This window comes from Congregibacter variabilis, from assembly GCF_045689235.1.
Lineage (GTDB): Bacteria > Pseudomonadota > Gammaproteobacteria > Pseudomonadales > Halieaceae > Congregibacter > Congregibacter variabilis.
Genome location: NZ_CP136864.1, coordinates 3381864 through 3408475, shown reverse-complemented (window position 1 = coordinate 3408475; position 26612 = coordinate 3381864). Strand labels below are relative to the sequence as shown.

Genomic DNA, 26612 nt, shown 5'->3' with positions numbered 1-26612 from the left:
AGTTTTACGAGATGCGCGCGCGAATCACACAGGCCCTTATCGAGAAGAAAGGATTTGTGGCCGTAGCCGTAGAGGCGGACTGGCCCGATGCTGCTCATATCGATCACTACATTCATGGAACATCACCGAGTCCGCTTCTGGAGAGCACGCCTTTTTCGCGCTTCCCCAACTGGATGTGGGCGAACCACTCTGTACTGAAATTCACCCGCTGGCTCAAAAATCACAATGAGGAAATCATCTCGCAGGACAAAAAGGTCGGATTTTATGGCCTTGATCTTTACAGCCTCAACAGTTCTATTGAGGCTGTTTTGACCTATCTGGATTCCGTGGATGCCGAAACGGCGCAGGTGGCGAGAACACGATATGGCTGCCTGACTCCCTGGGCCAATGACCCCGGCATGTATGGCAGGGTTATGATTACCGGTAGCTACCGGGCATGCGAACAAGACGTCGTAGCAACACTACAGGACCTCTTAAAAAAACGTCTGGAATATGCAAAATCGGACGGCGACCGCTATTTTGATGCCGAGCAAAACGCCCGCCTGGTCATCAATGCCGAGCGCTACTATCGCACCATGTACTACGCCGACAAAAACTCCTGGAACCAACGCGACCAGCATATGTTTGATGCATTGGAGGCCGTCATGGCATTTCGCGGGCCGCAGTCAAAGATCGTCATCTGGGAACATAATTCACACATCGGCGATGCCCGCGCCACCGAAATGAGCGCACGGGGCGAGCACAATATCGGTCAGCTGGTACGCCAGAAATACGGCGCGCAAGCGTATAACATCGGATTCGGCACAGACCACGGAACCGTTGCTGCGGCCTCAGAATGGGGCGGCCCCATGGAGGTCAAATCGGTACAGCCGTCACATATCGACAGCTATGAGAGAGTGTGTCACGAGGTTCGCACCGATAACTTCTTTTTACCCTTGCGTTTTCCATTACAGGAAATTACCCGCAAAACACTGTTAGCAGAACGTTTGGAGCGCGCCATCGGCGTAATCTACCGGCCGGAAACGGAACTACAAAGCCACTATTTTTACGCTTCCTTGCCGCAACAGTTCGATGAATATATCTGGCTTGATGAAACGCATGCCGTTGAACCACTGAGCAAGCAAACGACCGGCGGGATGCCCGACACATTCCCTTTCGGGCTTTAACTGAGCTGCCAGAGAACACCGCTTAGCGCATGCAACACGTCAACGAAATTCGCGCCATTATGCGCGACTTTGCACGGACTACCGGCCTATCTGATAACTCAGTGAAGCCTCGTCGCTACCTATGGACCGATGCCTTTGCCGTGTGCAACTTTCTTGAGCTCTACCGAGAGTCGGGGCAGAGCAGCTACTTACAGTCCGCGCGCGCACTCGTGGATCAGGTGCACCTTATTTTGGGTCAGTATAGTGACACCGACCCGCGAAGCGGTTGGATCAGCGGCCTCGACGAACAGTCCGCCAGGGAGCACCCCACCGCCGGCGGACTGCGGATTGGGAAGCCCTTAGCGGAACGGTCACCGCAGCAAAGCCCGGATGATCGTCTGGAGTGGGACCGGGACGGGCAGTATTTTCATTACCTCACACGCTGGATGCAGGCCCTCACCCGCATGGCGGTATATACCGGTGAAGACGCCTACCAGCGCTGGGCACTGGAACTTGCCCAGACCGCACACCAGAGTTTTTGCTATACGCTCACGTCGGATGGACCGATGCGGATGTACTGGAAAATGAGCATCGACCTTTCTCGTCCACTGGTTGACAGCATGGGGCAGCATGACCCACTCGATGCAGTCGTCAGCTACCTCGAAATCAATGCCAACAACAGCGCCCACGGCATACTCGCGAGTAATGAGCAGCTTGAGAGAGAGATCGCAGAAGCTCTGAGCATGTGTGCAGGAGCACGCTGGGCTACCGACGACCCCTTGGGTATTGGCAGTCTGCTGATAGATACCTTTCGACTGGCGCAGCTTCAGACAAACTTCAATATTTCTCCACCGATTGCGCTGGCACGTCTTCTGGCTGACTGCGAGCCAGGACTGCAGGCACTGCAGCGATCCGGACAGCTGGCACATCCGGCACAGTATCGACTGGCATTTAGAGAGCTGGGCCTGGCCACGGGACTGGAAGCCATAAACCGGCTCAATGCTCTGCTCGCCGAGCATCCGCGGCAACAGGCGCTGGACCGTGAGGCCAAAATACGCCTGGAAAGACTCGAACACTTTGGCCGCCTAAGCGACACCATCCGAGAATTCTGGCTAGAAACCGCGAACCAGCAAGTTACGCCCTGGCGTGACCACCAGGATATCAATAGCGTCATGCTCGCAACCAGTCTGGCCCCCGATGCATTTCTGTTTATCCGCCAGCGCATGGGATTGTAAGGCGCCACCGATAGAGCCTGTCTTAGCTGTCGAGTCTATACACGACTGACAAGACATCAGGAAGTTGATGCATATCAACGTAAAAATTTGTCAGGTAACGGATTCTAGAAACAGCGTCCTGGTTGAGTATGTTCCTCGCCACGGGACGAAATGCAAAACAATAATAATCGGAGAAGCGAGACATGCCCGATACCCGCTGCCAACCAAGGCTTCATGCTGTTCTTTTAGCCATTATTTTTTTGGCAAACGCCGTCTTTGCCCATGCGCAAACCAGTCTGGAGAGTATCGAAGCAGAGGGCATAGAGCGCAATGAAGAACGCCGAGACGCACAGTCACAAATAGAAGGTGTGGGTAACAACACCCGTGAATTGCTGAACGACTACCGGGCCGAACTAAAAATCGTCGAAGGTCTTGAGACCTATATCACCATGCTGGACCAGCAGCTCGCTGCCCAGGATAGTGAAATACAAACGCTTCAAAAATCCATCACCGACGTCGCAGTCATAGAACGACAAATTCTGCCCTTACTCGCCAGAATGATTGATGGGCTGGAACAATTCATAGCGCTAGACATGCCTTTCCTTCCCCAAGAGCGCCGTGAGCGCGTCCTGGCAATGCGAGGGCTGCTTTCTCGTGCTGATGTGACTGTCGCAGAGAAAGCCCGACGAGTCTTTGAGGCTTACCAGATAGAAAGTGACTACGGACGCACCATCGAAGCCTATCGTGGCAAGCTTGAACTTCTCGATGGCAATTTTGACGCTGACTTTCTTCGCATCGGCCGCATTGGTCTCATCTACCGCAGCGTAGGCGATGAGCGTCTTGGCTATTGGAATAGCAGTGCCGGCGTCTGGGATGTGCTTCCCAGTACGCCCTATCGTCGTCTCATGGAAAAGGGACTCAGAGTCGCCCGCCAGGAAGTTGCCCCGGAGTTAATCAGCATTCCCATCGACCCAGCCTTGGTGGAGAATTCGCAATGAACTGTCAAATATTACCTTTGCTTGTGCTGAGCACCGTGCTGGCCTGTATACCCGTTTATGCACAGACCGAAACAGAAGCCAGCGCAGCAGACTCCGCAAGCTCTGAGCCTCCTGCCCTGACTTTAGAGGGTCTCCTTGAAGCCGTGCGCGAAGGTCGAAGCGCCGATGCACGCGCTGATGAAAGTCGCTTGCAACGGTTTCGCCGCGAAGGCGCCAAGCAACAGGAGTCTTTAGCTCAAATACGACAACAGCGAGCCGAACTCGAAACCATGAGTGCGCAACGAGAAACCCGATATGAAGAAAATGATGCACAGATCGGCGATCTGGAAGAGCGATTAAAGCAGCGCATGGGCTCACTCAACGAGCTCTTTGGTGTACTGCAGCAAGTCGCCTCGGACGCCCAGGCCCAGTTTCATGTATCCCTAAGCTCCCTTGATAATCACGATCGCAACGACTTCCTCGTAGACTTCGCCGGCCGCATGGGCCAGGCAAATCGTCTACCTGCTATCAATGAGATCGAAACTCTTTGGTATGAGATCCAGCGGGAAATGACGGCGTCCTCGCAAATTGTCACTTTTCAACACCCGGTAATCACTCGTGATGGACAGGAAATTGAAGTACCTGTCACGCGAGTGGGACTATTCAACGCCGTAGCCGACGGCACCTACCTTCAATTTATTCCAGAAACACAGCGTTTGGTGGAGTTCTCGCGACAGCCCCCCGCCCGCCATCTCGCTGGGCCCAAGGCGTTGGCAGAGGGCGACGCAGGCATAGTTCCTTTTGCCATCGACCCGGTTCGCGGCCAATTGCTGGAAATTCTCACCCAGGCGCCAAATTTAAGCGAACGTGTCGGTCAGGGTGGTGCGATCGGTTACGCCATCATCACCTTGGGCATAGGCGGCGTATTGTTGGCGCTTACGAGACTCTTGATTCTTGGCAGAGAAAGCCGAGTCATTGCCAGCCAGTTAAAGAACATGTCCAACATCCGAGACGATAACGCCGTGGGACGTATTGTTTGGGCAGCGCGGGAGAACGAAGATACTGACGTTGAGATTCTCGAGCTCCGACTCGGTGAGGCCGTGCTCAGAGAAGTCCCGCGCATCAATCGCCATCTGCCACTGCTGAAGATTGTTGCTGCGGTGGCACCGCTCATGGGCCTCCTGGGCACGGTGACGGGCATGATCGTGACATTTCAGGCCATCACGCTATTTGGTGCGGGCGATCCACGACTTATGGCCGGCGGCATATCTCAGGCGCTGATGACCACTGTTCTTGGTCTCTGCGTTGCGATACCCATGCTACTGCTACACAACATTGTGCAGGGGCGGGCGCGAGCCATCACCGAAATCTTGCAGCAGCGTGCCGTGGCACTCGTTGCAGAACGTGCCGAGGCGAAGGGACGCAACCCCGCGCAGCCTATTGAGGCAAACGCGTGACCTTCCTTATCGACACCTACTTACCGTGGTTTGGGGATCTTCTGGAGCTTGGAGGACCGATACTTGGACTCATACTGCTTCTGGCCTTTGCGATGTGGTGGCTGCTTTTCGAGCGCGCCTACTACTTGGTACGCGATTTCCCACAGGAGCTGGACGGTGCAAAACGGCAGTGGTCCATGCGCAGCGATCGGCGTTCTTGGTTTGCCGAAAAGCACCGCGCCCAGTTGCTTGGCGGTATCGCATCTCGCTTGACGCAAAATTTCTCTCTGATCAATACGCTGATTAAAGTCTGTCCTTTGCTTGGCCTATTGGGCACGGTGCTGGGAATGCTGGAAGTCTTTGATGCGCTTGCCGCCACGGGCTCCAACAACCCGCGATCAATGGCTTCCGGTGTTTCCAAGGCTACGGTCTCGACACTTGCCGGAATGGTAGTAGCCATTGTCGGACTTCTGGCCGCATCACTGGGAGAACGCAGAGCCGCGGCCTTGCGAGAAAACCTTCCCACTCACTTCCCGCAAACCGAGGGCTCGCAAAATGCGTGATTTCTTTGCTCGTCTGGATAGCGATGACGAAGGCAGCGTGGACATCACGCCGATGCTCGATGTGGTCTTTATCATGTTGATTTTTTTTATTGTCACCGCAACGTTTGTTAAAGAAGCGGGTATCGACGTCGACAAACCCGAAGCTGCTACTGCCATCGTGCAGGAAAAAGCGAGCATCCTGGTGGCCATTGACGCTCAGGATCGCGTCTGGATTAACCGCCGCGAGGTCGACATACGCTCCGTGCGATCGATTATCGAGCGCCTGCATGCGGAGAACCCCAAAGGTACCGTGGTTATTCAGGCTGACCGCAACTCGCGCAACGATATGTTGGTACGAGTAATGGACGCCTCTCGTCGCGCGGGCGTGTACGAAATTGCACTGGCTGCCGATGCAGGCTGAACACAGCAAAGTTCTGCGCCCCATCGTGTCGTTGGCCCTGGCGACGGTCATGGCATTGGCTTTAGCTTGGTTTATGTACTTCCTGACGCACTCATCAAAGATGGGCTTGAGTGATGTGGCCCGGGTGCACATGCTGGACTTCGTTCGACTCAAGCGCGACGAGTCGGCACAGCGTAAAGATCGCAGGCCACAGCGGCCTCAGCAGAATGAAATCCCCGAAGCCCCTCCCATGGAGAGTCAGGCAAGTGATGCAGGCTCGGCACTAACCGTGTCAGTGCCAAGCCTCAGCACAGACATCAATATTGGTCGTGGGGGCATTGGTCTGAGTGGCGACGGAGAGTATCTCCCGATTGTAAAGGTAGCTCCTGTCTATCCACGCCGCGCACTCGATCGAGGCATCACGGGTACATGCCTGGTTACCTACAACCTCACCACCAGCGGCACCGTAAAGGATGTCACCGTCGTCGAGGGTCAATGCGATCACCCTGTGTTTGAGAGACCCTCTGTAGAGGCTGCCCTGCGCTTTAAATACAAGCCCCGAATCATTGATGGTGAAGCCATCGAGGTGTTCGGCGTACAGAATCTCTTTCACTACGAGCAAATCGAACCGGGGGAAGCGCGATGAAACGTTGGATTCTATGCTTCTTTCTCAGCGCGTTACTCAGCCCAGCGCTCTTCGCTTCGCGAGAGATTGTTGTGGGAATCAGCGAGAAGACTTTTAAAGCCCTGGAAGAGGCGCAGGTCTTTATCGATGCAGAGGACTATTTAGCTGCGCAGGAGGTTCTTGCGAAACTTAGGGAAAGGAAATTATCCAGCTACGAAGAAGCGCATGCTCTAAATCTGATCAGCTATATCTGGTACGAACAAGGCGATCTCACTCGGGCCAACGATAGCTACCTCGAGGCTCTGGCACTTGATGAACTGCCCGACTCTATGATGGTGACGCTACTTCTTTCAGTGGCACAGATTAATCTTGCCGACGAGCGCTATGCCGACGCAGAGCAGCACCTCCTGAATCTCATGACCTTCGCCGACGAAACCAAGGCAAGTAATCAAGTGCTCCTGGCCGCAGCCCTCATGGGCCAAAAGCGCTACGAAGATGCTCTTAGTCCGCTTGAGGCCGCAATAAACAGCTCTTTAGAGACAGAAAACAAACCACAGGAAAACTGGCTATCAATGCTCGCTTCCGTGCATTACGAGCGTAATGACTACGTTGCCATGCGCGAGACTATGTCGATGATGGTCGAACTCTATCCCAGAGAACAACACATCATGAATCTGGCTGCGCTGCACGGACAGCTTGGCGAGCAGGGCCGACAGCTTGCGCTCATCGAAGCTTTGCTGGACGACGGACGCCTGCATCGACCGTCAAACCTGAACCTGATTGCCAATCTATACCTGGGCGAGGAATTGCCGTACAAAGCTGCTGATTTATTGGAACGCGAGATGGCTGCAGGCCGTATGGAACGCAATCTCAATAATCTGGAACTACTATCCCAGGCCTGGCTACTGTCTCTTGAGTATGAGCGTGCCATCGAGCCTCTTTCTGAAGCGGCAAAGCTATCAGAAAGCGGCGAACTGTATCTTCGACTCGCACGTTTGCATATGGATGCCTATCGATTTGAAGCCGCCGAGGAAGCCGCCAGCGAAGCACTCCAAAAAGGCAGCTTACGCCAGGAGGGTCATGCTTGGCTCCTGCGCGGCATGGCGGCGGTGCAGCTAAAAAACTATTCCGGTGCGCGAAAACGCTTTGAAAAAGCAGCTAGCTTTGAGGAAACCGACAAGTACGCTAACCAGTGGCTTCGCTACGTCGATAACGAAGTACTGTTAAAGACGAGTAACAATGGTGCGCTCAGTGCCCCAAGCGCTCCGCTCGAGTAGGTAAACGATCCTTGTGACTAAAAGCCCGGCGCACGTCCTGCGCCACGTAGTACAAGGTGGGGATCAGGAACAGAGTCACCGCCGTCGAAAAGAAAATCCCAAACGCGACAGATGTCGCCATAGGTTTAACGAACTGCGCCTGAATGGAAGTCTCCAGCTGAATCGGTAATAAACCAATGAAAGTTGTCAGCGAGGTCAGAATCACCGCTCTGAAACGCGTAGGACCGGCTTCCAGCACCGCGGACTCCCAGTCATAACCTTCCTCGATATAATGATTGATGAAGTCGACCATGACGAGGCTGTCGTTCACGACAACACCAATGAGGCCGATAATCCCTATCGCAGACAGAATACTGACATCCATTCCCAGAATAAGATGGCCCAGCAAGGCACCGGTCACGCCAAAGGGAATGATCGACATGATCAGCAAAGGCTCGAGGTAACTTTTTAGCGGAATCGCCAACGCAGCGTAGATCAGAATCATGACCAGAATGCCGCCGTAGAACAAACCATCGGAGGTTTTGCGCTGCTCATCCACCTCGCCGGCAACGCTGTAACGAACCAGCGGATGGTCTGCGAGAATCTCCGGTAGCATGCTGCTTTCTACCAGCTTCATGACATCACTTGATGATGTCAGCGTCTTATCAATATCGGCTTGTACGTTAACCACCCGCGACAAATCAATTCGATTGATAACACTCAGACTGGTTTGCTCCTGTGCGCGCCCCACTACTGAAAACGGTGCGCGTCCGCCGCCGAGAAGACTGATCCACAAGGACTGGAGAGAATCCAGTTGAGTACGATCGACCTCTGGCAAGCGCACGTAAACCCGTACTTCGTCCCTGCCGCGCTGCACACGCTGAGCCTCAGCACCAAAAAACGCCTGACGAATTTGCCGAGCCAGATCCACATCACCCAATCCCAGGGCCTCGCCCTGGGGAGTGACACTAATATCCAGCTCCCGCCCTCCGGCATTGAAACTGTCACGGATATCACGCACGCCATCTACCCGGGCAAGGTTCAGCTTCAGCTCGCTGGCGGCCTGCCGCAGCTGCTCCAAATCGTAGCCTTCTAGTTGAATATCAATAGGTGAGCCACCGGGGCCCGCCGCCGCATCTATACGCAGGGAACGCACGCCACTAAGGGTGCCGAGCTCTTCTCGAAACCAGCTGCCCAACTCTACGGAATCGATGTCGCGCTCTTCACTGACGATCAAATCAGCCACTACCCGCGCTTGAGTGTCATTCTGAGAAAGCACCTGAAGTGTTCGGATCACGTCGCGACCCTGAGCATCCTGCGCCTTGAATCGATCATTCATGGCGTTGGCCGCAGCCTCAATACGCCGGGCATATTCATGAGTTTTTTGCCAGGGCGTACCCTGCGGCATATCCAGGGTGACACTGATATTGTCTGAGGGAACCGATGGAAAAAACGTTACCCGTAATATCCCGGAGGGAATAAGAGCAAGACAAACAATCAGTCCGGACAAAAATACAGCGAGTGTTGTGTAGCGATACCCAACGGCTAATTTGAGTGCGCGCTTATAGGGTCCGTGAGCAAAGCTCACCAGGCTCTGTGCAATACGCTGCTGGGTCTTACGAAGCACGCCAATGTCATCGCCGGGCTTGGGTATACGAATGTGCCGAAGGTGCGCAGGAAGCACCAGTTTTGTTTCGATCAATGAGAAAATGACGCACAGAATCACTACCCAGCCTATGTGCGACATAATTCTCGCAAAGCCCTCGGTAAGAAACAGACTGGGCCCAAAGGCCACCACAGTAGTGAGCGCGCCAAAAACCGTCGCGGTTGCTACCCGACGCACACCACCGACGACACTTTTCAAACCCTCTCCGTCCCGCTCCAGCCGGGCATAAGCGCTTTCAGCCGTAACGATGGCATCGTCTACCAGAAGCCCCAGGACCAGAATAAAGCCAAAGACCGACAACACGTTTATCGACACCGGCAAGCCAAAGATCTCCAGTGTCGCAAGACAGCCAAGTACCGCAAATGGCAAACCCAGAACCACCCAAAACGCCAGAGACAAATCCAGAAACAAGGCGAGGGCTATGATCACCAGAATCCCGCCTTGCGCGGCGTTGCGCAGCATCAGATCAATACGGCCACTGAGGATTCGACTGGCATCGCCCCAGGTCTCCAGACGCACGCCTTCAGGCAGCTCCGCCTGCTTGCGCTCGGCATACTCGCGAATCGCCGAGGTAATCGCCAGCACGTTCTGATCGCCTACCCGGTCGATGGTGAACGTGAGCGCTGGCTTGCCATCTACCAGACTCAGCACGGGCTGCTCTGCAAATCCGTCGCGCACCGTGGCCACATCACCTACGCTGATTCGAGTACCGTCGGCACGACTAATCAGCGTGAGCTGCTCGAAGTCCCGACCGCTATACGCCTGAGAGCTTGAGCGCAGCGTGATAGAGCCGCTATCTGTGCGCAGCAGGCCTCCGGGCAAATCCTGAGAACCCGCCTGAATAGCAGCCACAACCATATCGAAGGTCAAACCATAGCGGCGCAATTTTTCGTCAGAGAGCTCTATGGAGATCTCGTAATCGCGCTCTCCCTCTATGGAGATCTCGCTAATGCCCCCCAGTGCGAGAATGTCTTCGCGAACCTGTTCGCTAAGTTCTTTGAACTTGCGCGGTTCGATGTCGCCAAACATGCTGAGCCTGATTGCCCGGCTTGTGGATTCTATTTCTTCGACGATGGGCTTCTCGGAATCGGCCGGAAAAGAGGCAATTCCATCCACTCGCACTTTCGCCAGGCCCACCGCTTTGGACATATCGCTGCCGGGCTCCATGATCACGGTGACGACGCCCACACCCTCGCGGGCTTCACTACGGATCTCTTTAATGCCGACGATGTCGCGGATGGCCTCTTCGACGCGCAGAACTATGCCCCGCTCCACCTCTTCCGGCGAACTACCAGGATAAGGAACCGTTACCGTAAAGGTCTCCGTGGGAAACGTTGGAAAGACTTCTTTATCCAGGGAGGTAATAGCAAACAGACCCGCGATAACGACAATCGCCAACAGAAGGTTTGCGGCCACAGGATTCTGCGCCATCCATGCAATGGGTCCGTGCATACTCACGGGAGCGGTGTTATCAGACATCAGACACTGCTACCGCCATACCCTCGAACATCAACTCAAGACGAGTGATTACTACCTGCTCTCCATCCGCGAGTCCGTCGGTCACTAAAACGCCCTCAGGACCCACTCTGGCGACAGTGACGCGACGGCGCTGCAAAAGGCCATCGGAGTACACAAAGACGTCGTTTTCTCCATGCAGTGCACTTTGAGGCAGGAGCACCGCCTCGGGCACGGTGCCCCCGGTGATCTGCGCCCGCACGAATAGCCCAAAGCGCATTGGCTCAGAATGCTGTTGAAGATCCAGCGGATTGTCCACCGTCACAAGCACGGGAAAGGAACGAGTCTGGGTATCAATTCGCGCTTCGACCCGTGATACGCGCCCCTTCCAACTCACGACATCACCGGCGTTTTCGCTATGAAGAGTGACACCAGCCGTATCGACATCCTGAATGAAGCGAACATCCTGCGGGGGCACCGGTAAACGCACTTCTGCTCTATCGGCGCCAAAAATCCTGCCCACGCGTGTGCCAACGCTGATGAATTGACCAAACTCTACAGTCTGCTCATCGATCACCGCCCGGTAAGGCGCGACAATTTCAGTGTTCTTGAGGTCTCGCTGAGCTCGTACGATGCGCGCTTGCGCTGCCGCAACCGCAGCCTCAGCTTCTTCAACCCTGGCCGCCTGGCGCAACGATTTTGCATCAGCCAATGATAGTTTTGCGCTACTGAGAGCCTGCCGTGCCTCCGCCAATGCCAGTTCGTAGTCTGTAGGGTCAATGCGAAGCAGAGGCTCCCCAGCCTCTACCACAACACCCGGCTCAAACAGCGGTGACTGCCACAGCACCCGCCCCCCCACCTGTGCCGTCAGCTCTAACTGCCGCCACGCCGTGACATTGCCATAGGCGACCACGGTAACCGGTAGCTCCTCTTTTGCGACCGTCTGCACAGTCACAAGAGGCACGGGGATGCTGACGCTTTTTGCCTCGAGCTGTGGGCGGCTTTTCACCATTAACACTGCAAGCAAGAGAGCAATCGCAAGGATCGCCAGCGGACGAACAAGAGAAATCAATCGAGACATAGGATTAGGGATTCACAAGGCGTACATTATTTTACGCCAATTGATGGCGTTCGTATCAGTCCAAGAGGTCGCCGGCTGTTCCAAACAGCATTCAGACTCATCAACTGAAGCAAGTGGACGCCAAGTTATGTTTTTACGGGCTAGGCCTCACAATCCGTCGGGTTTCACCTGGCTTGAGAACCGTAAACTCCTTTGCGCTCAATTTATGCGCCTCAAGTGCCGAAGCCAGATCAATGAGCGGTTGGTCGATAGCCTCATAGGTCAACTGAAAGGTGCCAAAGTGAATACCAATGCTGAGTTCACTGCGTAATTCTTGATGCGCCATCACAGCCTCCTGAGGATTCAGATGAACATCTTTCATGAACCACCTCGGCTCGTAGGCGCCAATGGGCAGCAGCGCTAATGCAAAGGGCCCGTACTGCTCGCCAGTAGAGGAAAGATGAGGGCCGTATCCCGTGTCACCGGCAAAATACAGGTTCCCTTGAGAGGTTTTGATAACAAACGAGCCCCAAAGTGTTTTCATCTGATCTGCAAAGCCCCGGCCGGAGCGATGTCGGCACTCTGTGAAGGTAAAGGCAACATCATCCAACTGTGCGCTTTGCCCCCAGTCCAGATCGCGCTGACGACTTACCCCCAGGGAGCGCAGCAACTCGCGGTTGCCCAGTCCCGCCAGCAGCAAAGGTGGTTCTTTCTGCCGACTCAGCAGCGACCGTAGAGTCTCTTCGTCAAGATGATCGTAGTGGTTGTGGCTAATCAGAATAACGTCAATGGGCGGTAAATCCTCCAGCGCAACGCCTGGGGCATGAACACGCCTGGGGCCTGCCCAGGTAAAAGGACTTACGCGCTCTGAATACACAGGGTCTGTAAGAATATTGATCCCATCGACCTGAATCAGGAATGTGGAATGATTGATGTACGTAACGGATATTCCTGTCCATACTCGATCATTAGGGATTGACTGCTGCTCGATGTCGATCCAGCTGGGCCAATCTGCGGCTTGGGTCACGGTACCCCAGCCCAAGCGCAGGAGATCACCCGCAGACTTGTCCATGGGAAGCGTATTGCTGAACTGTTTACCGTCAAAGTTAGAAGAGCTATCTCCGTTAAAGCCGGGAGCGGCGATGCAACTGACCAGCAAGGGCAGTAAGAGCAAGAAAGGTAATCGTAGGAAGAAATTCATCTGGGTAATACGTCAACGGACAATGACTGGACCGTATTAACCGGCCTCAGGTCACCGGCGTCCTAGCCGTAATAACCATTGCTTACGAGAAGAAGCGCTTATGAGATGCAATAACGTGAAACCAAGCCTCAGCACGGTGACGCCACAATGAGCCACAGGGCGTCGCAACCCTTTCTAACGCGCCGCAGGCTGCTATCGCTCATGGGCAAAGCCGGCGGATCTGTAGCGGTCTGGCACTCAGCACAAGCAATGGGATTATTGGCCGACCCGGATCCCAATAGCCATGCTCGCCGTATGCTCTCGCCTCTCGTCGGGGGCGCTGCGACACGACCGACCGTAGCGATTCTGGGTGCTGGCATCGGCGGTTTGAGCGCCGCCTTCGAACTTGAAAAAGCCGGCTACGACGTCACAATTCTTGAGGCTTCTCACAGGATCGGCGGCCGCAATTTTACGGTCCGATCTGGAACAGTGATCGACGAAATAGGCAATCGTCAGGTCTGCGAATTCGATGACGACCCCAGCCTGTATTTCAATGCGGGACCCGCGCGAATACCCGCAGTACACCATCGCATTATGAACTATTGCCGAGAGTTCAAAGTTGAGCTCGAACCTTTCATCAATCTTAACTACAACGCCTGGGTAGTCGATGAAGCCATCAATCAAGGTGCGCGAGTTCGCCAGCGCGATGTGATCGCCGATGCCAGGGGGTTCATTGCCGAACTGGCAGCCAAAGGCGTGAGTGCGGCCTCACTGGACAGCCCCGTCTGTGACCTGGATCTTGAGAAACTCAGCGAATACCTTAGCGTCTATGGTGATTTAGATCCCGAGCTGCAGCGTTATCTTGGTTCTGCACGCGCTGGTTTCCACAACGATGGCATGCTGGATCCGGTCACACTCAAATCGCCAGGTTCCTCGAAAGGCATTGTAGATAGCCAGTTTGCCAAGATGGGCATGCTGTTCACACAGGAAGAACACCAGGCACCTGCAATGCTGCAGGCCCGGGGAGGCATGGATCGTATTGTCGATGCTTTTGTGGGGCAAATACAGACCAGGCCCATCGTGCGAGCGAGGGTTGTGGAAATACAAAACCACAGCGACCGGGTCTCAATTTACTACGAACAAAACGACAAAATACACACCCTGGAGGCAGACTATTGTCTCAACTCCATCCCCGGACATTTAATGGCCGGTATCAAGCACAACCTCTCTGCAGGCTACACCAAACTACTCAACGAAGTTAAAAGAGGAATGCTCTCTAAGGTAGGCTTTCAGATGTCCCGGCGCTTCTGGGAGGACGAGGGTATCTATGGCGGCATAAGCTGGACGGATAGCCCAACGCTGCAGGTGTGGTACCCCAGTCACGGCATCCAGCAAAGCAAAGGCGTGATGCTGGGCGCCTATATCTTCTCACCTGAGGATAACGCCGCATTTGGTCGCTTGTCTCACAAGGAACGTTTGGAGGAGGCGACATTGGCCGGGGAGGCACTGCACCCCGACAACTACCGAAGGCACGTAGAGGCGGGAGTCTCAGTAGTTTGGCATCGGATGAATCACATGCTGGGTTGTGGGGGTGGTGTGGGTGAACCCTGGGCGCCCTTTGAGTCAGGGCCTGACAAGATACGCGCCGAACTGGTGCAAGGTGATGGGCGGCACTTTATGATCGGAGACCAAATAAGCAAACATCCGGGCTGGCAAGAAGGAGCGCTGGCCGTGACGGAACGCGTGCTGCAGATACTGCACAGCCGCGAGTCATCGCGTCGAGGCAGCGCATCATGAGGCACTCATTATCCTGCTGGGCAGTGCTAACGGCCCTTATGCTTTTGCCAACGCAACTCAGTGCACAAATCAATGATCCGTCGGCAATGGAATTCAATGCCAGAGATTATGAATACTGCCTCGTATGTCATGGGAGCTTCGGGCAGGGCAACATCGCTGTGAAGGCGCCGGTGCTTGCTGGTATGGAAGCCTGGTCCATCCGCAACCAACTTCAGGCTTTTCGTGAAGGCTGGCGAGGCAGCCATTCTCTGGATCTTGTTGGCATGGAAATGGCACCCTCGGCAAGGGCGCTGCAGCCATCAGAGCTGCCGACAGTGATTGAGTACATCACCGCACTGCCTCCCCAGACTGCGCATGCAACGGATGCAGCCAGCGAAGCTGAGATCGACCTGGGAAAAACCCTCTACGAGCCCTGCATCGCCTGTCATGGCGCTGCGGCCGATGGTGACCAGGAGTATCAAGCGCCCGCACTGGCATATCAGGACGGCGCTTATCTCCTACGACAGCTACAACACTTTCGAGACGGCGTGCGAGGCAGCCACCCCAAGGATAAACGCGGCGCCCGAATGGCAGCCGCGGCGAGTGGCCTTGACGATGCAGCGATCGCCCGAATCATTAGCTATATAAAATCCCAAGCGCCCTAGGGCGCTTTTGCGGCTACAACCTCGATTTCCACAAACCAACCCGCTCTAGCCAGTCCAGCGATCTGAAATGCTGACCGCGAGGGCAGATGCGGCTGCTCTTCGGTACCAAAGAACTGCGTATACCCGCGCATAAACCCGGCAAAGTCCATACGATTGTCTGTCTGCGGCGTACCCACAAGGTAGGCTCGCATCATCACCACATCACCCATGTCCAGGCCAAGGCGCTGCAGTCGACTCTGAACCTCCTGAAGTACACTCACCGTCTGCACCTCGGTATCGCCATAGGTAGCTGGATCGTTAGGATCTCCGCCCTCGACAATCGGCTTGGGAACAGCGCCGCTCACAAAAATCAGCTCAGAGGCACCCGGAACCTGTACGGACTGCGCAATGGGGAAATCCGATCCCGGTGTCTTATTCCGAGTGATCTCCTGGGCAACCACCGACAAACTACCCAATGCGAACATGGCACCTAGCAAGCTTAAAAAAATTGGCAAACGAATCATGAGACAAATACTCCATAGAGGATCGAAAAAGCGATGTGGCGCGTCGCCGGGGGCTTACAGAATCACCCCTGAGCCAGCGGCAAACAAAAACCGTTACTGAACATACTAAATTACGCTGCGCAGCGCACAGACAATAGCTCAACTGTCGTCAAACAAAATATAGTGTCGTACAGTTTGCACTGTCTGGTATTACTACGAGCTCAATATGGATGTAAATCCGAAAGACAGACCCTACCCCGCCGACACACTGGGCATGGACAGCAGTGAAATGCGTCGCCTTGGTTATGCCGTGGTAGACGCAGTTGTTCAGCGGCTCGAAAACAAGCATTGCGAACCAGCAATCGCTGCTAAAGATCCGGGGCCCCTGCTGGAATTGCTGGGAGGCGCGCTCCCGGAAGACGCACAGCCGGCAGAAGCTTCTCTTGAGTTGCTCATCGATTCGGCTCTCTTCTATCAGCAACACGGTGATCATCCCCGATATTTTGCTCGTGTACCGGGACCAAGTTCCTTCGCGGCCATCATCGGTGAATGGCTGGGCGTCGGATTTAACTCCATAGCTGCCTCCTGGCCCGGTGGCGCCGGCCCTTCGGCCGTTGAGCTGGTGGTCATCGACTGGCTCCGCCAACTCATGGACCTGCCCGAGGACACCGAAGGGGTTTTAGTCAGTGGTGGCTCCCAGGCAAGTTTGACGGCCATCGCCGCCGTGCGGGCACTAAAGGGCCAGGGCTGTGTGTATCTGAGTGATCAAACCCATGCCTCACTTGTGCGAGCCCTGAGCACGCTGGGATTCACACAGCAGCAGATTCGTATATTGGAAAGTGACCCGCAGCACCGGATGTCGGCACAATCTGTCCAGGAAGCTATCACTGTGGACCAAGGGCGTGGACTCAAGCCCATGATGGTGATCGCCACAGCGGGAAGTACCAACACCGGCGCAATTGACCCAATCAATGAATTGGCTGACATCTGCCTTGAACACAAGATCTGGCTACATATCGACGGTGCCTATGGCGCACCCGCCGCCCTCACTGATTCGGGAAAGAGATGTCTGGACGGAATTCAGCGGGCGGACTCTCTGGTGCTGGACCCACACAAATGGCTGTTCCAGCCCTATGACGTCGGCTGCCTGTTGATCAGGCCGGGCGTACTGGAAAACTGCTTCAATATGAATCCTGAATATCTTAAGGATGTTCAAGGAAACGAATCCGCCACTGATTTTCGCAACCGAGGCTTTGAACTGACGCGCCGATCCCGTGCTCTGAAACTCTGGTTCAGTTTGCGAAGCTACGGCGTAGCAAAGTTTCGCAAAGCCATTGATTACAGCATTGAACTTACAGAATTCGCCGAAGCTTATCTGCGCGAAAGCCCTCAGCGCTGGGAGATTATTAGTCCCGCGCAGATCGGAATCATTTGCTTTGCACTGCGCGGGGCGTCTCCCGAAGAACACGAACGCCGTGCTCAGGCGCTATCCGAATCGGGCTTTGCCTGCGTGACCACCACCAAACTTAAGGGTCGAACCGCCCTTCGCCTGTGCATCATTAACCCCCTGACAACACAGGCCGATATTACCGAGACTATCGATCGACTGGGATGTGAATGACAGCGCTCTGTCCACTAAAGCGCGGATCTGAGACCGCGCTTAAGACGCCTTGTTCGTCGCGCCAGATCAACTGTACGTTGCCATACTCATAGGAATGCGGCTCTACCCTGTAGCCCCGTTCCTTCAGCGCTTCGATGGTCTGTGGCGCTAAAGGCGGTGTAGGTGAGTAAGTGATGAGATCTTTCGGAAGCAGCTGATGATGCACGCGGGTTACCGCCTGCGCCTCCACAGCAGACATACCAAACTCCACGATATTACTGATCATCTGATACACCGTGGTAAATATGGTTGAACCACCCATAGCTCCCAAAGCCATCGCAACCTCATCGTCGCGCAGCAGAATCGTCGGCGCCATAGAAGACAGCATTCGCTTGCCAGGTGCTATGGCATTTGCTTCGTCACCTACCACACCGTAGTAGTTTGGCTGATTCGGCGCCGCAGAAAAGTCGTCCATTTGGTTATTCAGCAGAAACCCTGCTCCGGACACCACAACGCCCGAACCAAAGTCCGTGTTGAGCGTATACGTGTTCGACACCGCATTACCCAGGGAATCCAATATAGAGAAATGCGTGGTATGCGTGGGCTCTCGAAGCAATGTCATAGGTCTCGTGGGTGAAATTGCCAGGGCGTTCACCTCAGCGGCACGTTGATTCAAACGATCTTTATTTAGCAGTTTATCGATTGGAACGGGAACAAAATCGCTGTCGCCCAAAAAGCTGGCGCGGTCAGCAAAAATACGTTTTTCGATTTCTGACTTCAGATGAATGGACTGGGGGGAATTGTGCGCGAGTCCCTCGAAGTCGCTCTTCAGTCGATCCTTCATCTGTAGATATTGAAGGATCCCAATGCCCCCGGAACTCGGCAAAGGTGCGGTGATGAGCTGATAGCCATGCCAGTCAAGTATGAGGGGCTCCCGCCATCGAACCTTGTAGGCACCGAGGTCCTCTTTGGTAATCAAGCCACCCCCTGCGCGCATCTCTTGAACAATCAAACGCGCGGTTTCTCCCGCATAGAAACCATCAACGCCCCGATCGGCGATTCGCCGAAGAGTTTGCGCAAGTTCAGGCTGGGTAAAACGCTGTCCCGCAACAGCACTCCCGTAATAGTCAAGAAAGTTGGTGTTGTCGCTCAAACGTTCACGCTCATAGTCAATGACTGCGATGAGATCCTCCCCAACGACAAAGCCATTTTCTGCCAGGCCAATCGCGGGTAGCACAAGTGATTCCCAGGGAAGAACTCCATATCGGCTGTGCGCCGCCCATAGTCCTGCGACTGTACCGGGGACGCCAACGGCGCGATGCCCGGTCAAACTTGCATCGGGATCCACCTCACCGGTCTCATCGATGTACATATCTCGAAACGCCGCCGCGGGGGCCATCTCCCGGTAATCCAGAAAGACGGGGCTTTCATGCACATAGAGCGTCATAAAACCACCGCCGCCGATGTTCCCAGCATCTGGAAGCGTTACGGCAAGCGCAAAGGCAACAGCCGTGGCAGCATCCACTGCGTTACCGCCCCGTCGCAAAACCGCGAGACCCACTTGTGTAGCGTGGCGCTCTGGCGATGCTATTGCGCCCTCCTGAGCACGCGATACCGGGCTGATAGCAGCCAAGGTTAAAAGCATCAGCACGGCTAACAGAACGCTGCCAACACAGCTGCGGTAATCAGGTATCAAGAGCCGGGACATCATGAGCTGCGACTCGGCAGCTCTTGAATCGCTCTCCAGGCTTGATCGATAGCCGTGTGAGTGTAGGCATCAGCACCGGCATCAGAATTGGCAATAGCGACATTACCGAAGGTTTGACGCCCAATTTCATAGGGCCCCGGGCTCGCCAGCCACTGGGGATCTTCGAGGTCTGCAAGATCCCGGGCGTAGCCGTGAGGCCAGCGGTTGACGGTGATTGCCTGAATATCGCGAGTGATATCAAGCCCCGCACTTCCCCAGATGCCGTTGAGTACAGTGTTCACCTCTTTCTCAAAATCCGCGAAGTCCATATCGAGCAAACGTAAACGCCCTGCCTGATTCTGTTGACTAATACTCAGGCCTTCAGGGTTTTCGGCGCCCATCGCGGCAAAAAAATGCACTACACAAGGCTCTTCCGGCTTCCACTGAACACTGTAAGGACCGGTGTTAATACCCGTGACGAGGTTAACCAACTGCAACATGCGACCCGGCAGATAAGCTTGCGAAACTCCTGAGCGCTCAATGGCTCGCCCGTCTTTGAGCGCTACGTTGACACACACCATGGGACGTTTAATGCACTGCGCCAGTGCGGCCTTTTGAACTTCGGGAATCTGTGGACACAGGTGAGGGATAATACGGTTGTAACAGGCCATCACACATTGATCGCCGCTCACGCGTACAAGCTTACCGTCGCGGACATAGCTCACATCCACAGCATCAGCGGAGGCGCGATTGCGAACCTCAATTACGGTGGAGTTCAAGCGCAGGCGCGTAGGCGCCGCCGCTTCGTCCAGGCGCTGATAATCCAGTTCAGCGGTCACAATATCGAAAGGATCACTGGTGTCGCTCATGGTCGGATAGCAGCCGGGCATCAGTGATCTAACCAAAAGACGGGCAATCGATGCATTTCCGTCAGGAAACATTGCCGAAGCGTAGTCTTCCTGAACCTCTTCGGGATCGGGCAGCCCCAGTATGTGCTCCCCTGGCAAACCATTCTCCAAACACTCCGCCACCGATAAATCATCCGCACGGATACCCCAGCTTCCCATAGTGGCGCCACTAAATATCTGTATGGCATCGTCCGGGAGTCCACCCTTGGTTCGCAGGAAGTCGGCATACCTCGTCTGTCGTGTATAGGCCGTTCTTTCGACAGTCGAAAGACCCGATAGCGCATCCTCTTGCGAGTTCAGGAAACGCGTTAAGGCGGCTTTCGCATCATCGGAAACAGGAAAACGTGATATGAATTGCAGCAACGGCTCCCGTCCAATAGAGCTAAATGATAGACCCGGGATCAGTACATCCTCACCATAGGTTTCTTTATCAAACCACGTAGCCTCTGCCAAACCCGTGCCGCTGTCTCCCCAGTTGTAATCAAAATTCTGAAGCAAGCGTGCTATGTCGACACCGAGCTCTTTGAGTAGTCCCAAACCTACATCGCTATATTTGGGATATTCAATATTGACGGTGCCCCCCCAGGCAAGGCGCATTGCTCCGCCTTGGTGAAACTCATTGCGTTTGGCATGACCACCAAAGTCATCGTGGTTGTCCAGTAACAAAATCTTACTCTGCGGCCCGTGTTGCTTGCGGTAAAAGTGAGCTGCCGCTAGACCACTGATACCTGCACCGACGATCACCAGGTCGTAGTGTTCATCGAGTATCTGCGGATCATCAAAGGCTTTAGCTTCGCGCGCTAACTGGTGGGCCACCTCAAAAGCACCGGCATGAGCTCCGCGCATTCCGGTGAGTGTCGGTGGATAGTAGCTAGCCTGCGCCGATGCCGCCCTAGCACTGCGCGCCATGGTCAGGCTCGGCACAGACAGCGCCAGAGACGCCAAACTCAAGTCATGAAGAAAGTCCCTGCGGGTAATTGTTTTAGCATCGTTACTCTCTTCCTTTGGGGCTTTGTCAGACCTGATCATAAAACCTCACTTTTAAAACTCCTGTCTTCATCGTCATGGAGTCCCACAGCCGTTAAGGGGTTAATCCGCAGCACGAGAAATACCGCCAGGAACAAGGTGAGCAATTCCGCAATGGGAATAGCAAGATACACACCCCGGTCCCCAAGCCAGAGGGGCAGTAGTAGCAAACCGATACCAGGCAATAAAAGGCTGCGACTAATGGCAATGCACGCTGAGGGAATCGGGCGGTGGAGCGCCGTAAAGTAGCTGGCTAAAGTGATGTTGGTGCCATTAAGCAAAAATGTCGGCCAAAAATAACCGATAAACACCAGGGCTATGAGCGCGGTGTCCTGCTCATCCGGCCGCAAAAACAAGCCAATCATCTGCTCCGGCAAAGCCAGCAGCAAGACAGAAACCAGCAGGCCCACAGAGAATGCTGCACACACGGCGGTGAGCAAAAATTTACGAATCCGATCAGGCTTACCGGCCCCAAGGTTGCGACTCACGGTTGGCTGCAGGGACTCGGAAATCCCGTAGCTCACCTCGAGCCCGATCATCATCAGGTAGGTGATGATGGTATACGCCGCCACGCCCTCCACTCCCTGACGCGAGATCATGACCCAGTTAAAAAACAACACCACCAGACCTACAGAAAGCTCATTGATAAACTCAGACAATCCGTTCCATGCGGCCTGCATCACGTCAGCCCAGCGGCCGCGGACCAGTGTCAGCCTCAGGGAGCATCGAGGATGAAACCAGTGAGACAGCAGGATCACAAAGATCGCGAACTCTGCCAAGGCCGAGGCCCAGGCAGCACCCACAATCCCCCAATCCAGATACACAATAAATAGCGTATTTAGCGCAATATTACTGCCGGCAAACGCGCCAAGCGCAGTCGCAGCGAGCACCGGGCGACCATCGGCGCGCACGAAGTAGTCCATAGTCAGTGCAGCAACGAATACCGGCGCGAATATAAGAACAATGCGCATATACGCCTCCACCAGCGGCTGCACGGCATCCGTGGCCCCCAGTAACCGCACCAGGTCGTCAAGAAACAGCAGGCCGGCACCCGCAATCAGAACGCCTGTTCCTACTGCACAAATCAGCGTTCGGGTAAAAATAGAGGAAGCTGACTCGGTATCTTTTTGTCCGAGAAACCGCCCGCACATTACCGACCCGCCGACAGCCAACATGAATACAATCGCTGCAAACGCGGCCCAGGCAGGCTGCGCAAGGTTCACTGCGGCGAGTGCACTGGCGCCGACAAAGTTACCGATAAAGATGCCATCGATAATACCTGCGGAAGTCACCGCCAACATACCGAGCACCGAGGGCACAGCATAGCGAACAAAGGTAGCCACCACCGGGCCATCGACGGGGTCGAAGCGAGGATCTATCTGGGTGTCTGGGTCTCCATTGCTCATTGGGTGATTCTCGCAAAAATCGGGGGTCGGCGCTGACTTTCTGGCCATGCAGCCAAGGACAGCACAACAGAATGTGCACTCGCATCGTTAGTCGATTACCATCCCAACCCACTGCCATCGCTGACCCTGCTTGAACTCCCGTAGACCCGGGGCTTTAATCTTGAGAGCTACGGCGAAAGATTAATCATGTTTGAGGACGATGCTATGCACAGTTCGATACAGGAAAGCCGCTCAGGAACTGCTTATATCCGCGCTCTGGGCCTAGGTACCGCAGCCGCCGTCTTGCTTTGCAGCGGCTTGGTCAACGCCAGTAGCTATGACGAGTTAGTAGACTTGTTTGACGATTGGCGCGCGTTTGAGAAGCCGCCATTGCTCGACGGCGCCCCGGATTACACAGCCGAGCGTTTCGCCAAAGCGCATGCTGAACTACCAGCGCTACAGAATCGACTCAATGATCTGGACACCAGTGACTGGCCCATCGAACAACAGGTTGATTGGCATGTACTGAGAGCCGAAATGAATGGCTTCGACTTTAATCACCGGGTACTCAAGCCTTGGGTAAGAGATCCTGCTTACTATCAAACTATATGGGCGTACCGCAGCGACGTACCGGCTCACGAAGGCCCCACACATCATGCGATTCTTGAACTATGGACCTACGAGTTCCCTCTAAGCCAGAAAGAGGAGCAACGCCTGATACGCGAGTTAAAAGTCATTCCACCGCTGATGATGCAAGCAAAGGACAATTTGACTGGTAATGCCCGCGATCTTTGGGTCGCCGGCACCCGTAATATCCAGACTCAGGCCGAGATGCTAACGCAGATCAAAGAGAATGCTGGCGAAGATGTCAGCGCAGATCTTCAAAAAGCGCTGGATGCCGCTAGCAGTGCCACCGCAGATCTTGTGAGCTGGCTTATTGCAAAAGCACCTGAAAAAACCGGTTCCTCAGGCATTGGCATGGAGGATTACAGTTGGTACCAATCGCAGGTTCACTACCTGCCCATAGACTTTAAAGAAGAAACCATGCTGCTGGAGCGTGAACTCGACCGCGCCTGGTCCTCACTCAAACTCGAGGAACATCGCAATCGACATCTACCAGCACAGCAAGCCGTTGACAGCCCGGAAGCTTATGACGCTCTTGTGAAGAGCACATCAGAACAAATGCTTCGCTGGTTCGCCGAAGAAGAAGTCCTACCCATGCGTGAGTACATGCCCGAGGAGCTGGTCGCACACCTCGGTGGCTATGAGCCAAAAGACGTTCGCAACTTTTTTACCATAGCCACGCACTATGATCCGCGGCCTTTGCTGTCTCATTTCTATCACTGGTTTGACCTTGCTGAGATACAGGAGTTTCCGCACCCCAGCCCCATCCGCCGCGGCCCCGTGCTCTACAATATTTTTGATAGCCGCAACGAAGGCACGGCTACCGGCGTAGAAGAAATGTTCATGCACGCCGGCTTGTACGAGGACAGCCCACGCTCGCGGGAGCTGGTGTGGATTATGCTCGCCCAACGAGCGGCTCGCGGGCTAGGCTCACTAAAGGCTCATGCCAACGAGATGACTATGGCTGAGGCCGGCACGGTACATGTGGAGTGGACACCTCGGGGGTGGATGAGCAACGAACCAGAGCTTCTTAAGTTTGAACAGCATCTTTACCTGCGCCAGCCCGGGTACGGCACCAGCTACGTCACCGGTAAATATCTTCTGGAGCGACTGCTCGCAAAACGAACCCAGCAGATGGAAGCTCAGGGTAAGGACTACAGCTTATCCATGTTCTTCACTGAGCTTCGCGACGCCGGCAGCGTGCCTATCTCTCTGGTGCACTGGCAATTGACGGGCGATGACAGCGATATCCGCAAGATATTGAGCAGACAGTAAGCCTGCGGCGGAGACCCACCGCCGCTAATAACTCTCGAAGCCTCTGGTCTATGGGTCTGCGGACCCTTAGAATTCGCGCCTTCCAGCGCAACCAGGGCTTCGCTTCCACACTGCCATGCTTCACCTCCTCAAGAATGTCCGCTATCTAGTCACCCTTGGCATACTGCTGACTGGCTTAAACGTACAAGCCAGCGCAGACCGCATCGAGCTCATCAATGGTTCCGTCATCATCGGAACATTTCATGATGCAGATAACGGAAAGATCGTTATCGATACCGATTTTGCCGGGCGACTCACGATCGAAAAAACGTTGATTCTATCTATGGACGTTAGTTCTCCTGTAACCCTGCAAATGAACGATGGCTCGGTATACGAAACTTCAAATTTGGTAGTGGATAACCAGACTCTCGCCCTTCATGACGATGATGCTAATTATGAAATTGACCAACTTCTGAGAATTAACCCCGAACCCTGGGAGCTGGGTAAAGCCTATCGCCACACGGGCCAGGCCAGTTCAGCGTTTTCATTGCAACGTGGCAACACTGTGCTCGATGAGCTGGACTATCGTGTGAATTCCCGCTGGAGGAGCCTGAAGGACCGCTTCACCGTAAACCTTGAAGGCGAGGTCCGCGAAGCCAATCGAGAGCGAAACGCCGAGAATTGGATGATCACCGGCAAGTACGACCGTTTTCAAACCGGCGCTTATTACTGGGGGGTATCGGCTTCTGCAGAAGAAAACCGTTTTGCCGACCTGGACTTGAGAACCGCATTTGGTCCCTACCTGGGGCGCAGTTTTCTCGAAGGCACCCCCTTTGAGCTGGAAGTCGAAACTGGCCTATCTCAGGTAAACGAAGACTTCGGCAGTGACGTGGACCGGGACTATCTGGGTCTTACCTGGAGCGTGCGTTCTGAAAGCCAGTACTTTGGAACAGCCTCACGGCTCTACGTCGATCACCAAGGCGTCAAAAATCTCGCAGATCGAAACAACCTCATACTGAATACAACAGTAGGTCTGGCCTTCCCCTTACTCGGCCAGATTCAGGGCGCTACCGAAGTGGTTCTGGACTATAACTCCGGCGCTGTAGAGGGGACCGAAGAACTCGATCAAACCTATCGCTTCCGTCTGGGCTACACCTGGTAACCATCAGAAACAGGCACACTGAGGAGAACTTTGTGGTCTCACTAAAAGGCGTGAATCCACGACACTGAGAACAAGTCGTAATCACCGCCGCTCTCGGTAACTGTTCCCGTTGAGCCGCTCAGTCGCAAAGCGTGCCCCGGCGCCAGGGGATACACCAGGGTTGCACCGAAGCGGGAGTTACGCTGCAGATCTTTGTTTTGCGCCCCGTCGACCCGAGTTCTGCCGCCGATATAGTAGTTGGCATCCAAGGCCGCCCAAAAACCCTGGGAGAAGCGCTTAATCAGGTGCAGCTGTCCGTTAAAAATCGGTTCTTGCTCCCGGGTGTTTCCTACAAATTCGTCGTTGTCCTGAAAAAAAGCAACGGACAGCTCAGACTCGAGCAGCCACGATGAGTTCAGGGGATAGATCAGCCCTATGCCGGGCTTCACCGACCAGCGATTACCGCCCAAATTGATGATGCGGTCCTTGTCGTATTCACCGGTAGGTGCAGTAACACTCAGGCTGGCGCCGATGATTGGCTTGGGATCAGCGCGCAAAGCCGCAAAGCCCTGGCGATCCATGGCGGGAGCTCCGCTAAGATTCACGGCCCAGCGCAGAGTCGTATCTCCCATACCCACAGTTCTTCGAGTCACCGGCACTCCATCGATATTGCCGCGAGTTGTTCCGTCGGACGCGATTTGTATCGCCGAAAAATTCGCTGTCCTGCCGGCAAAATCAAAAGTGCGTTGATAGCTCAGCTGAAGGTAATCAATGCTTGAGTCCACTCCAGTGACGGGGAGCGACTGATCTACAATAATGTCCCCCTGACTGTGTTGGTAGCTCACGGACAGCACATTGGTACCCACGGGACTGGGCCAAAAAGCCCGGGGGACAAGCTCCTGCGCGGAGACCGTTGTCGCCAAAAGTAGTACCGACAGACAAGAACACTGCCTCAAAATCTGTGGAATTTGCATGACGGAAAGGGCAATGCGCAAAAAAATCAACCAACTCAATGCATCAAATCCTGTGCAAAGTGAGAATCCACCCTGAGCTTAACTCATTTCGTCAAGGGTGCCAGCGGCGGGAATTTTGTTATATTCCCTCGCCT

Annotated in this window: 21 protein-coding genes; 13 read left to right on the top strand and 8 right to left on the bottom strand. The window is 54.6% G+C overall.

The window, feature by feature from the left end; genetic code table 11:
* Nucleotides 1-11 precede the first annotated feature (11 nt).
* The 8 genes from R0135_RS15195 (at nucleotide 12) to R0135_RS15160 (ending at nucleotide 7616) form a co-directional block, all read left to right on the top strand.
* Entirely contained in the window at nucleotides 12-1166 is a 1155-nt protein-coding gene (locus R0135_RS15195) for an erythromycin esterase family protein (protein ID WP_407349935.1), read from the top strand.
* Nucleotides 1167-1195: 29 nt separating this feature from the next.
* Complete coding sequence (locus R0135_RS15190) at nucleotides 1196-2380, top strand: hypothetical protein (RefSeq protein ID WP_407347762.1); 1185 nt, start codon at nucleotides 1196-1198, stop codon at nucleotides 2378-2380.
* 182 nt (nucleotides 2381-2562) lie between these two features.
* On the top strand, nucleotides 2563-3357 hold the full coding sequence (locus R0135_RS15185) for a DUF3450 domain-containing protein (RefSeq protein ID WP_407347761.1): 795 nt from the start codon (nucleotides 2563-2565) through the stop codon (nucleotides 3355-3357).
* The gene (locus R0135_RS15180; RefSeq protein WP_407347760.1) at nucleotides 3354-4793 is read left to right on the top strand and encodes a MotA/TolQ/ExbB proton channel family protein; all 1440 of its coding nucleotides are present in this window, start codon (nucleotides 3354-3356) and stop codon (nucleotides 4791-4793) included. Before R0135_RS15185 ends, R0135_RS15180 begins: the two co-directional genes overlap by 4 nt.
* Nucleotides 4790-5335, top strand: coding sequence for a MotA/TolQ/ExbB proton channel family protein (locus R0135_RS15175; RefSeq protein WP_407347759.1), 546 nt, complete (start codon nucleotides 4790-4792; stop codon nucleotides 5333-5335). Before R0135_RS15180 ends, R0135_RS15175 begins: the two co-directional genes overlap by 4 nt.
* Complete coding sequence (locus tag R0135_RS15170; protein WP_407347758.1) at nucleotides 5328-5735, top strand: ExbD/TolR family protein; 408 nt, start codon at nucleotides 5328-5330, stop codon at nucleotides 5733-5735. The genes R0135_RS15175 and R0135_RS15170 overlap by 8 nt, the downstream gene beginning before the upstream one ends.
* On the top strand, nucleotides 5725-6360 hold the full coding sequence (locus R0135_RS15165; RefSeq protein ID WP_407347757.1) for a TonB family protein: 636 nt from the start codon (nucleotides 5725-5727) through the stop codon (nucleotides 6358-6360). Before R0135_RS15170 ends, R0135_RS15165 begins: the two co-directional genes overlap by 11 nt.
* Nucleotides 6357-7616, top strand: coding sequence for a tetratricopeptide repeat protein (locus R0135_RS15160; RefSeq protein WP_407347756.1), 1260 nt, complete (start codon nucleotides 6357-6359; stop codon nucleotides 7614-7616). Before R0135_RS15165 ends, R0135_RS15160 begins: the two co-directional genes overlap by 4 nt.
* Here the strand turns inward: R0135_RS15160 and R0135_RS15155 are convergent.
* From R0135_RS15155 to R0135_RS15145, 3 genes are all read right to left on the bottom strand, one after another.
* Nucleotides 7588-10740 carry an efflux RND transporter permease subunit gene (locus R0135_RS15155; RefSeq protein ID WP_407347755.1) on the bottom strand — a complete coding sequence of 1051 codons (3153 nt, stop codon included), beginning with the start codon at nucleotides 10738-10740 and terminating at the stop codon, nucleotides 7588-7590. The genes R0135_RS15160 and R0135_RS15155 overlap by 29 nt on opposite strands.
* A complete protein-coding gene (locus R0135_RS15150) occupies nucleotides 10733-11797 on the bottom strand; it encodes an efflux RND transporter periplasmic adaptor subunit (protein ID WP_407347754.1) in 1065 nt (354 codons plus the stop codon). The genes R0135_RS15155 and R0135_RS15150 overlap by 8 nt, the downstream gene beginning before the upstream one ends.
* 133 nt (nucleotides 11798-11930) lie before the next feature.
* Nucleotides 11931-12977, bottom strand: a complete 1047-nt coding sequence (locus R0135_RS15145) for an MBL fold metallo-hydrolase (RefSeq protein WP_407347753.1) — start codon at nucleotides 12975-12977, stop codon at nucleotides 11931-11933.
* A 147-nt stretch (nucleotides 12978-13124) separates the two neighbouring features.
* Here R0135_RS15145 and R0135_RS15140 point away from each other — a divergent pair, with 147 nt between their 5' ends.
* Nucleotides 13125-14753, top strand: a complete 1629-nt coding sequence (locus tag R0135_RS15140; protein ID WP_407347752.1) for a flavin monoamine oxidase family protein — start codon at nucleotides 13125-13127, stop codon at nucleotides 14751-14753.
* Entirely contained in the window at nucleotides 14750-15397 is a 648-nt protein-coding gene (locus tag R0135_RS15135; RefSeq protein ID WP_407347751.1) for a c-type cytochrome, read from the top strand. Before R0135_RS15140 ends, R0135_RS15135 begins: the two co-directional genes overlap by 4 nt.
* Here R0135_RS15135 and R0135_RS15130 read toward each other — a convergent pair.
* Nucleotides 15394-15900 carry a RidA family protein gene (locus tag R0135_RS15130; protein ID WP_407347750.1) on the bottom strand — a complete coding sequence of 169 codons (507 nt, stop codon included), beginning with the start codon at nucleotides 15898-15900 and terminating at the stop codon, nucleotides 15394-15396. The two genes, R0135_RS15135 and R0135_RS15130, sit on opposite strands and share 4 nt — an antisense overlap.
* Nucleotides 15901-16105: 205 nt before the next feature.
* Here R0135_RS15130 and R0135_RS15125 point away from each other — a divergent pair, with 205 nt between their 5' ends.
* Nucleotides 16106-17500 (top strand): pyridoxal phosphate-dependent decarboxylase family protein, encoded by a 1395-nt coding sequence (locus R0135_RS15125; RefSeq protein ID WP_407347749.1) that lies wholly within the window; start codon nucleotides 16106-16108, stop codon nucleotides 17498-17500.
* Here R0135_RS15125 and ggt read toward each other — a convergent pair.
* The 3 genes from ggt to R0135_RS15110 are packed head-to-tail and all read right to left on the bottom strand — an operon-like array spanning nucleotide 17475 to nucleotide 22506.
* Nucleotides 17475-19190: a gamma-glutamyltransferase gene (ggt, locus tag R0135_RS15120; protein WP_407347748.1), complete on the bottom strand. Its 1716-nt coding sequence runs from the start codon at nucleotides 19188-19190 to the stop codon at nucleotides 17475-17477. The genes R0135_RS15125 and ggt overlap by 26 nt on opposite strands.
* A complete protein-coding gene (locus tag R0135_RS15115; RefSeq protein WP_407347747.1) occupies nucleotides 19187-21103 on the bottom strand; it encodes an NAD(P)-binding protein in 1917 nt (638 codons plus the stop codon). Before R0135_RS15115 ends, ggt begins: the two co-directional genes overlap by 4 nt.
* Nucleotides 21100-22506 (bottom strand): MATE family efflux transporter, encoded by a 1407-nt coding sequence (locus tag R0135_RS15110; protein WP_407347746.1) that lies wholly within the window; start codon nucleotides 22504-22506, stop codon nucleotides 21100-21102. The genes R0135_RS15115 and R0135_RS15110 overlap by 4 nt, the downstream gene beginning before the upstream one ends.
* Before the next feature lie 204 nt (nucleotides 22507-22710).
* Between R0135_RS15110 and R0135_RS15105 the strand changes: the two genes are divergently transcribed.
* On the top strand, nucleotides 22711-24384 hold the full coding sequence (locus tag R0135_RS15105; RefSeq protein ID WP_407347745.1) for a hypothetical protein: 1674 nt from the start codon (nucleotides 22711-22713) through the stop codon (nucleotides 24382-24384).
* A gap of 115 nt (nucleotides 24385-24499) precedes the next feature.
* The gene (locus tag R0135_RS15100; protein ID WP_407347744.1) at nucleotides 24500-25525 is read left to right on the top strand and encodes a YdiY family protein; all 1026 of its coding nucleotides are present in this window, start codon (nucleotides 24500-24502) and stop codon (nucleotides 25523-25525) included.
* A gap of 41 nt (nucleotides 25526-25566) precedes the next feature.
* Here R0135_RS15100 and R0135_RS15095 read toward each other — a convergent pair whose 3' ends face one another.
* A complete protein-coding gene (locus R0135_RS15095) occupies nucleotides 25567-26517 on the bottom strand; it encodes a transporter (RefSeq protein ID WP_407347743.1) in 951 nt (316 codons plus the stop codon).
* Nucleotides 26518-26612: the final 95 nt, after the last annotated feature.

Bases quoted from the DNA above. Each gene is read 5' to 3' on its own strand.
- R0135_RS15195 (WP_407349935.1), top strand. From the start codon at position 12: ATGCGCGCGCGAATCACACAGGCCCTTATCGAGAAGAAAGGATTTGTG.
- R0135_RS15190 (WP_407347762.1), top strand. From the start codon at position 1,196: ATGCAACACGTCAACGAAATTCGCGCCATTATGCGCGACTTTGCACGG.
- R0135_RS15185 (WP_407347761.1), top strand. From the start codon at position 2,563: ATGCCCGATACCCGCTGCCAACCAAGGCTTCATGCTGTTCTTTTAGCC.
- R0135_RS15180 (WP_407347760.1), top strand. From the start codon at position 3,354: ATGAACTGTCAAATATTACCTTTGCTTGTGCTGAGCACCGTGCTGGCC.
- R0135_RS15170 (WP_407347758.1), top strand. From the start codon at position 5,328: ATGCGTGATTTCTTTGCTCGTCTGGATAGCGATGACGAAGGCAGCGTG.
- R0135_RS15165 (WP_407347757.1), top strand. From the start codon at position 5,725: ATGCAGGCTGAACACAGCAAAGTTCTGCGCCCCATCGTGTCGTTGGCC.
- R0135_RS15160 (WP_407347756.1), top strand. From the start codon at position 6,357: ATGAAACGTTGGATTCTATGCTTCTTTCTCAGCGCGTTACTCAGCCCA.
- R0135_RS15155 (WP_407347755.1), bottom strand. From the start codon at position 10,740: ATGTCTGATAACACCGCTCCCGTGAGTATGCACGGACCCATTGCATGG.
- R0135_RS15150 (WP_407347754.1), bottom strand. From the start codon at position 11,797: ATGTCTCGATTGATTTCTCTTGTTCGTCCGCTGGCGATCCTTGCGATT.
- R0135_RS15145 (WP_407347753.1), bottom strand. From the start codon at position 12,977: ATGAATTTCTTCCTACGATTACCTTTCTTGCTCTTACTGCCCTTGCTG.
- R0135_RS15140 (WP_407347752.1), top strand. From the start codon at position 13,125: ATGAGCCACAGGGCGTCGCAACCCTTTCTAACGCGCCGCAGGCTGCTA.
- R0135_RS15135 (WP_407347751.1), top strand. From the start codon at position 14,750: ATGAGGCACTCATTATCCTGCTGGGCAGTGCTAACGGCCCTTATGCTT.
- R0135_RS15130 (WP_407347750.1), bottom strand. From the start codon at position 15,900: ATGATTCGTTTGCCAATTTTTTTAAGCTTGCTAGGTGCCATGTTCGCA.
- R0135_RS15125 (WP_407347749.1), top strand. From the start codon at position 16,106: ATGGATGTAAATCCGAAAGACAGACCCTACCCCGCCGACACACTGGGC.
- ggt (WP_407347748.1), bottom strand. From the start codon at position 19,190: ATGATGTCCCGGCTCTTGATACCTGATTACCGCAGCTGTGTTGGCAGC.
- R0135_RS15115 (WP_407347747.1), bottom strand. From the start codon at position 21,103: ATGATCAGGTCTGACAAAGCCCCAAAGGAAGAGAGTAACGATGCTAAA.
- R0135_RS15110 (WP_407347746.1), bottom strand. From the start codon at position 22,506: ATGAGCAATGGAGACCCAGACACCCAGATAGATCCTCGCTTCGACCCC.
- R0135_RS15105 (WP_407347745.1), top strand. From the start codon at position 22,711: ATGCACAGTTCGATACAGGAAAGCCGCTCAGGAACTGCTTATATCCGC.
- R0135_RS15100 (WP_407347744.1), top strand. From the start codon at position 24,500: ATGCTTCACCTCCTCAAGAATGTCCGCTATCTAGTCACCCTTGGCATA.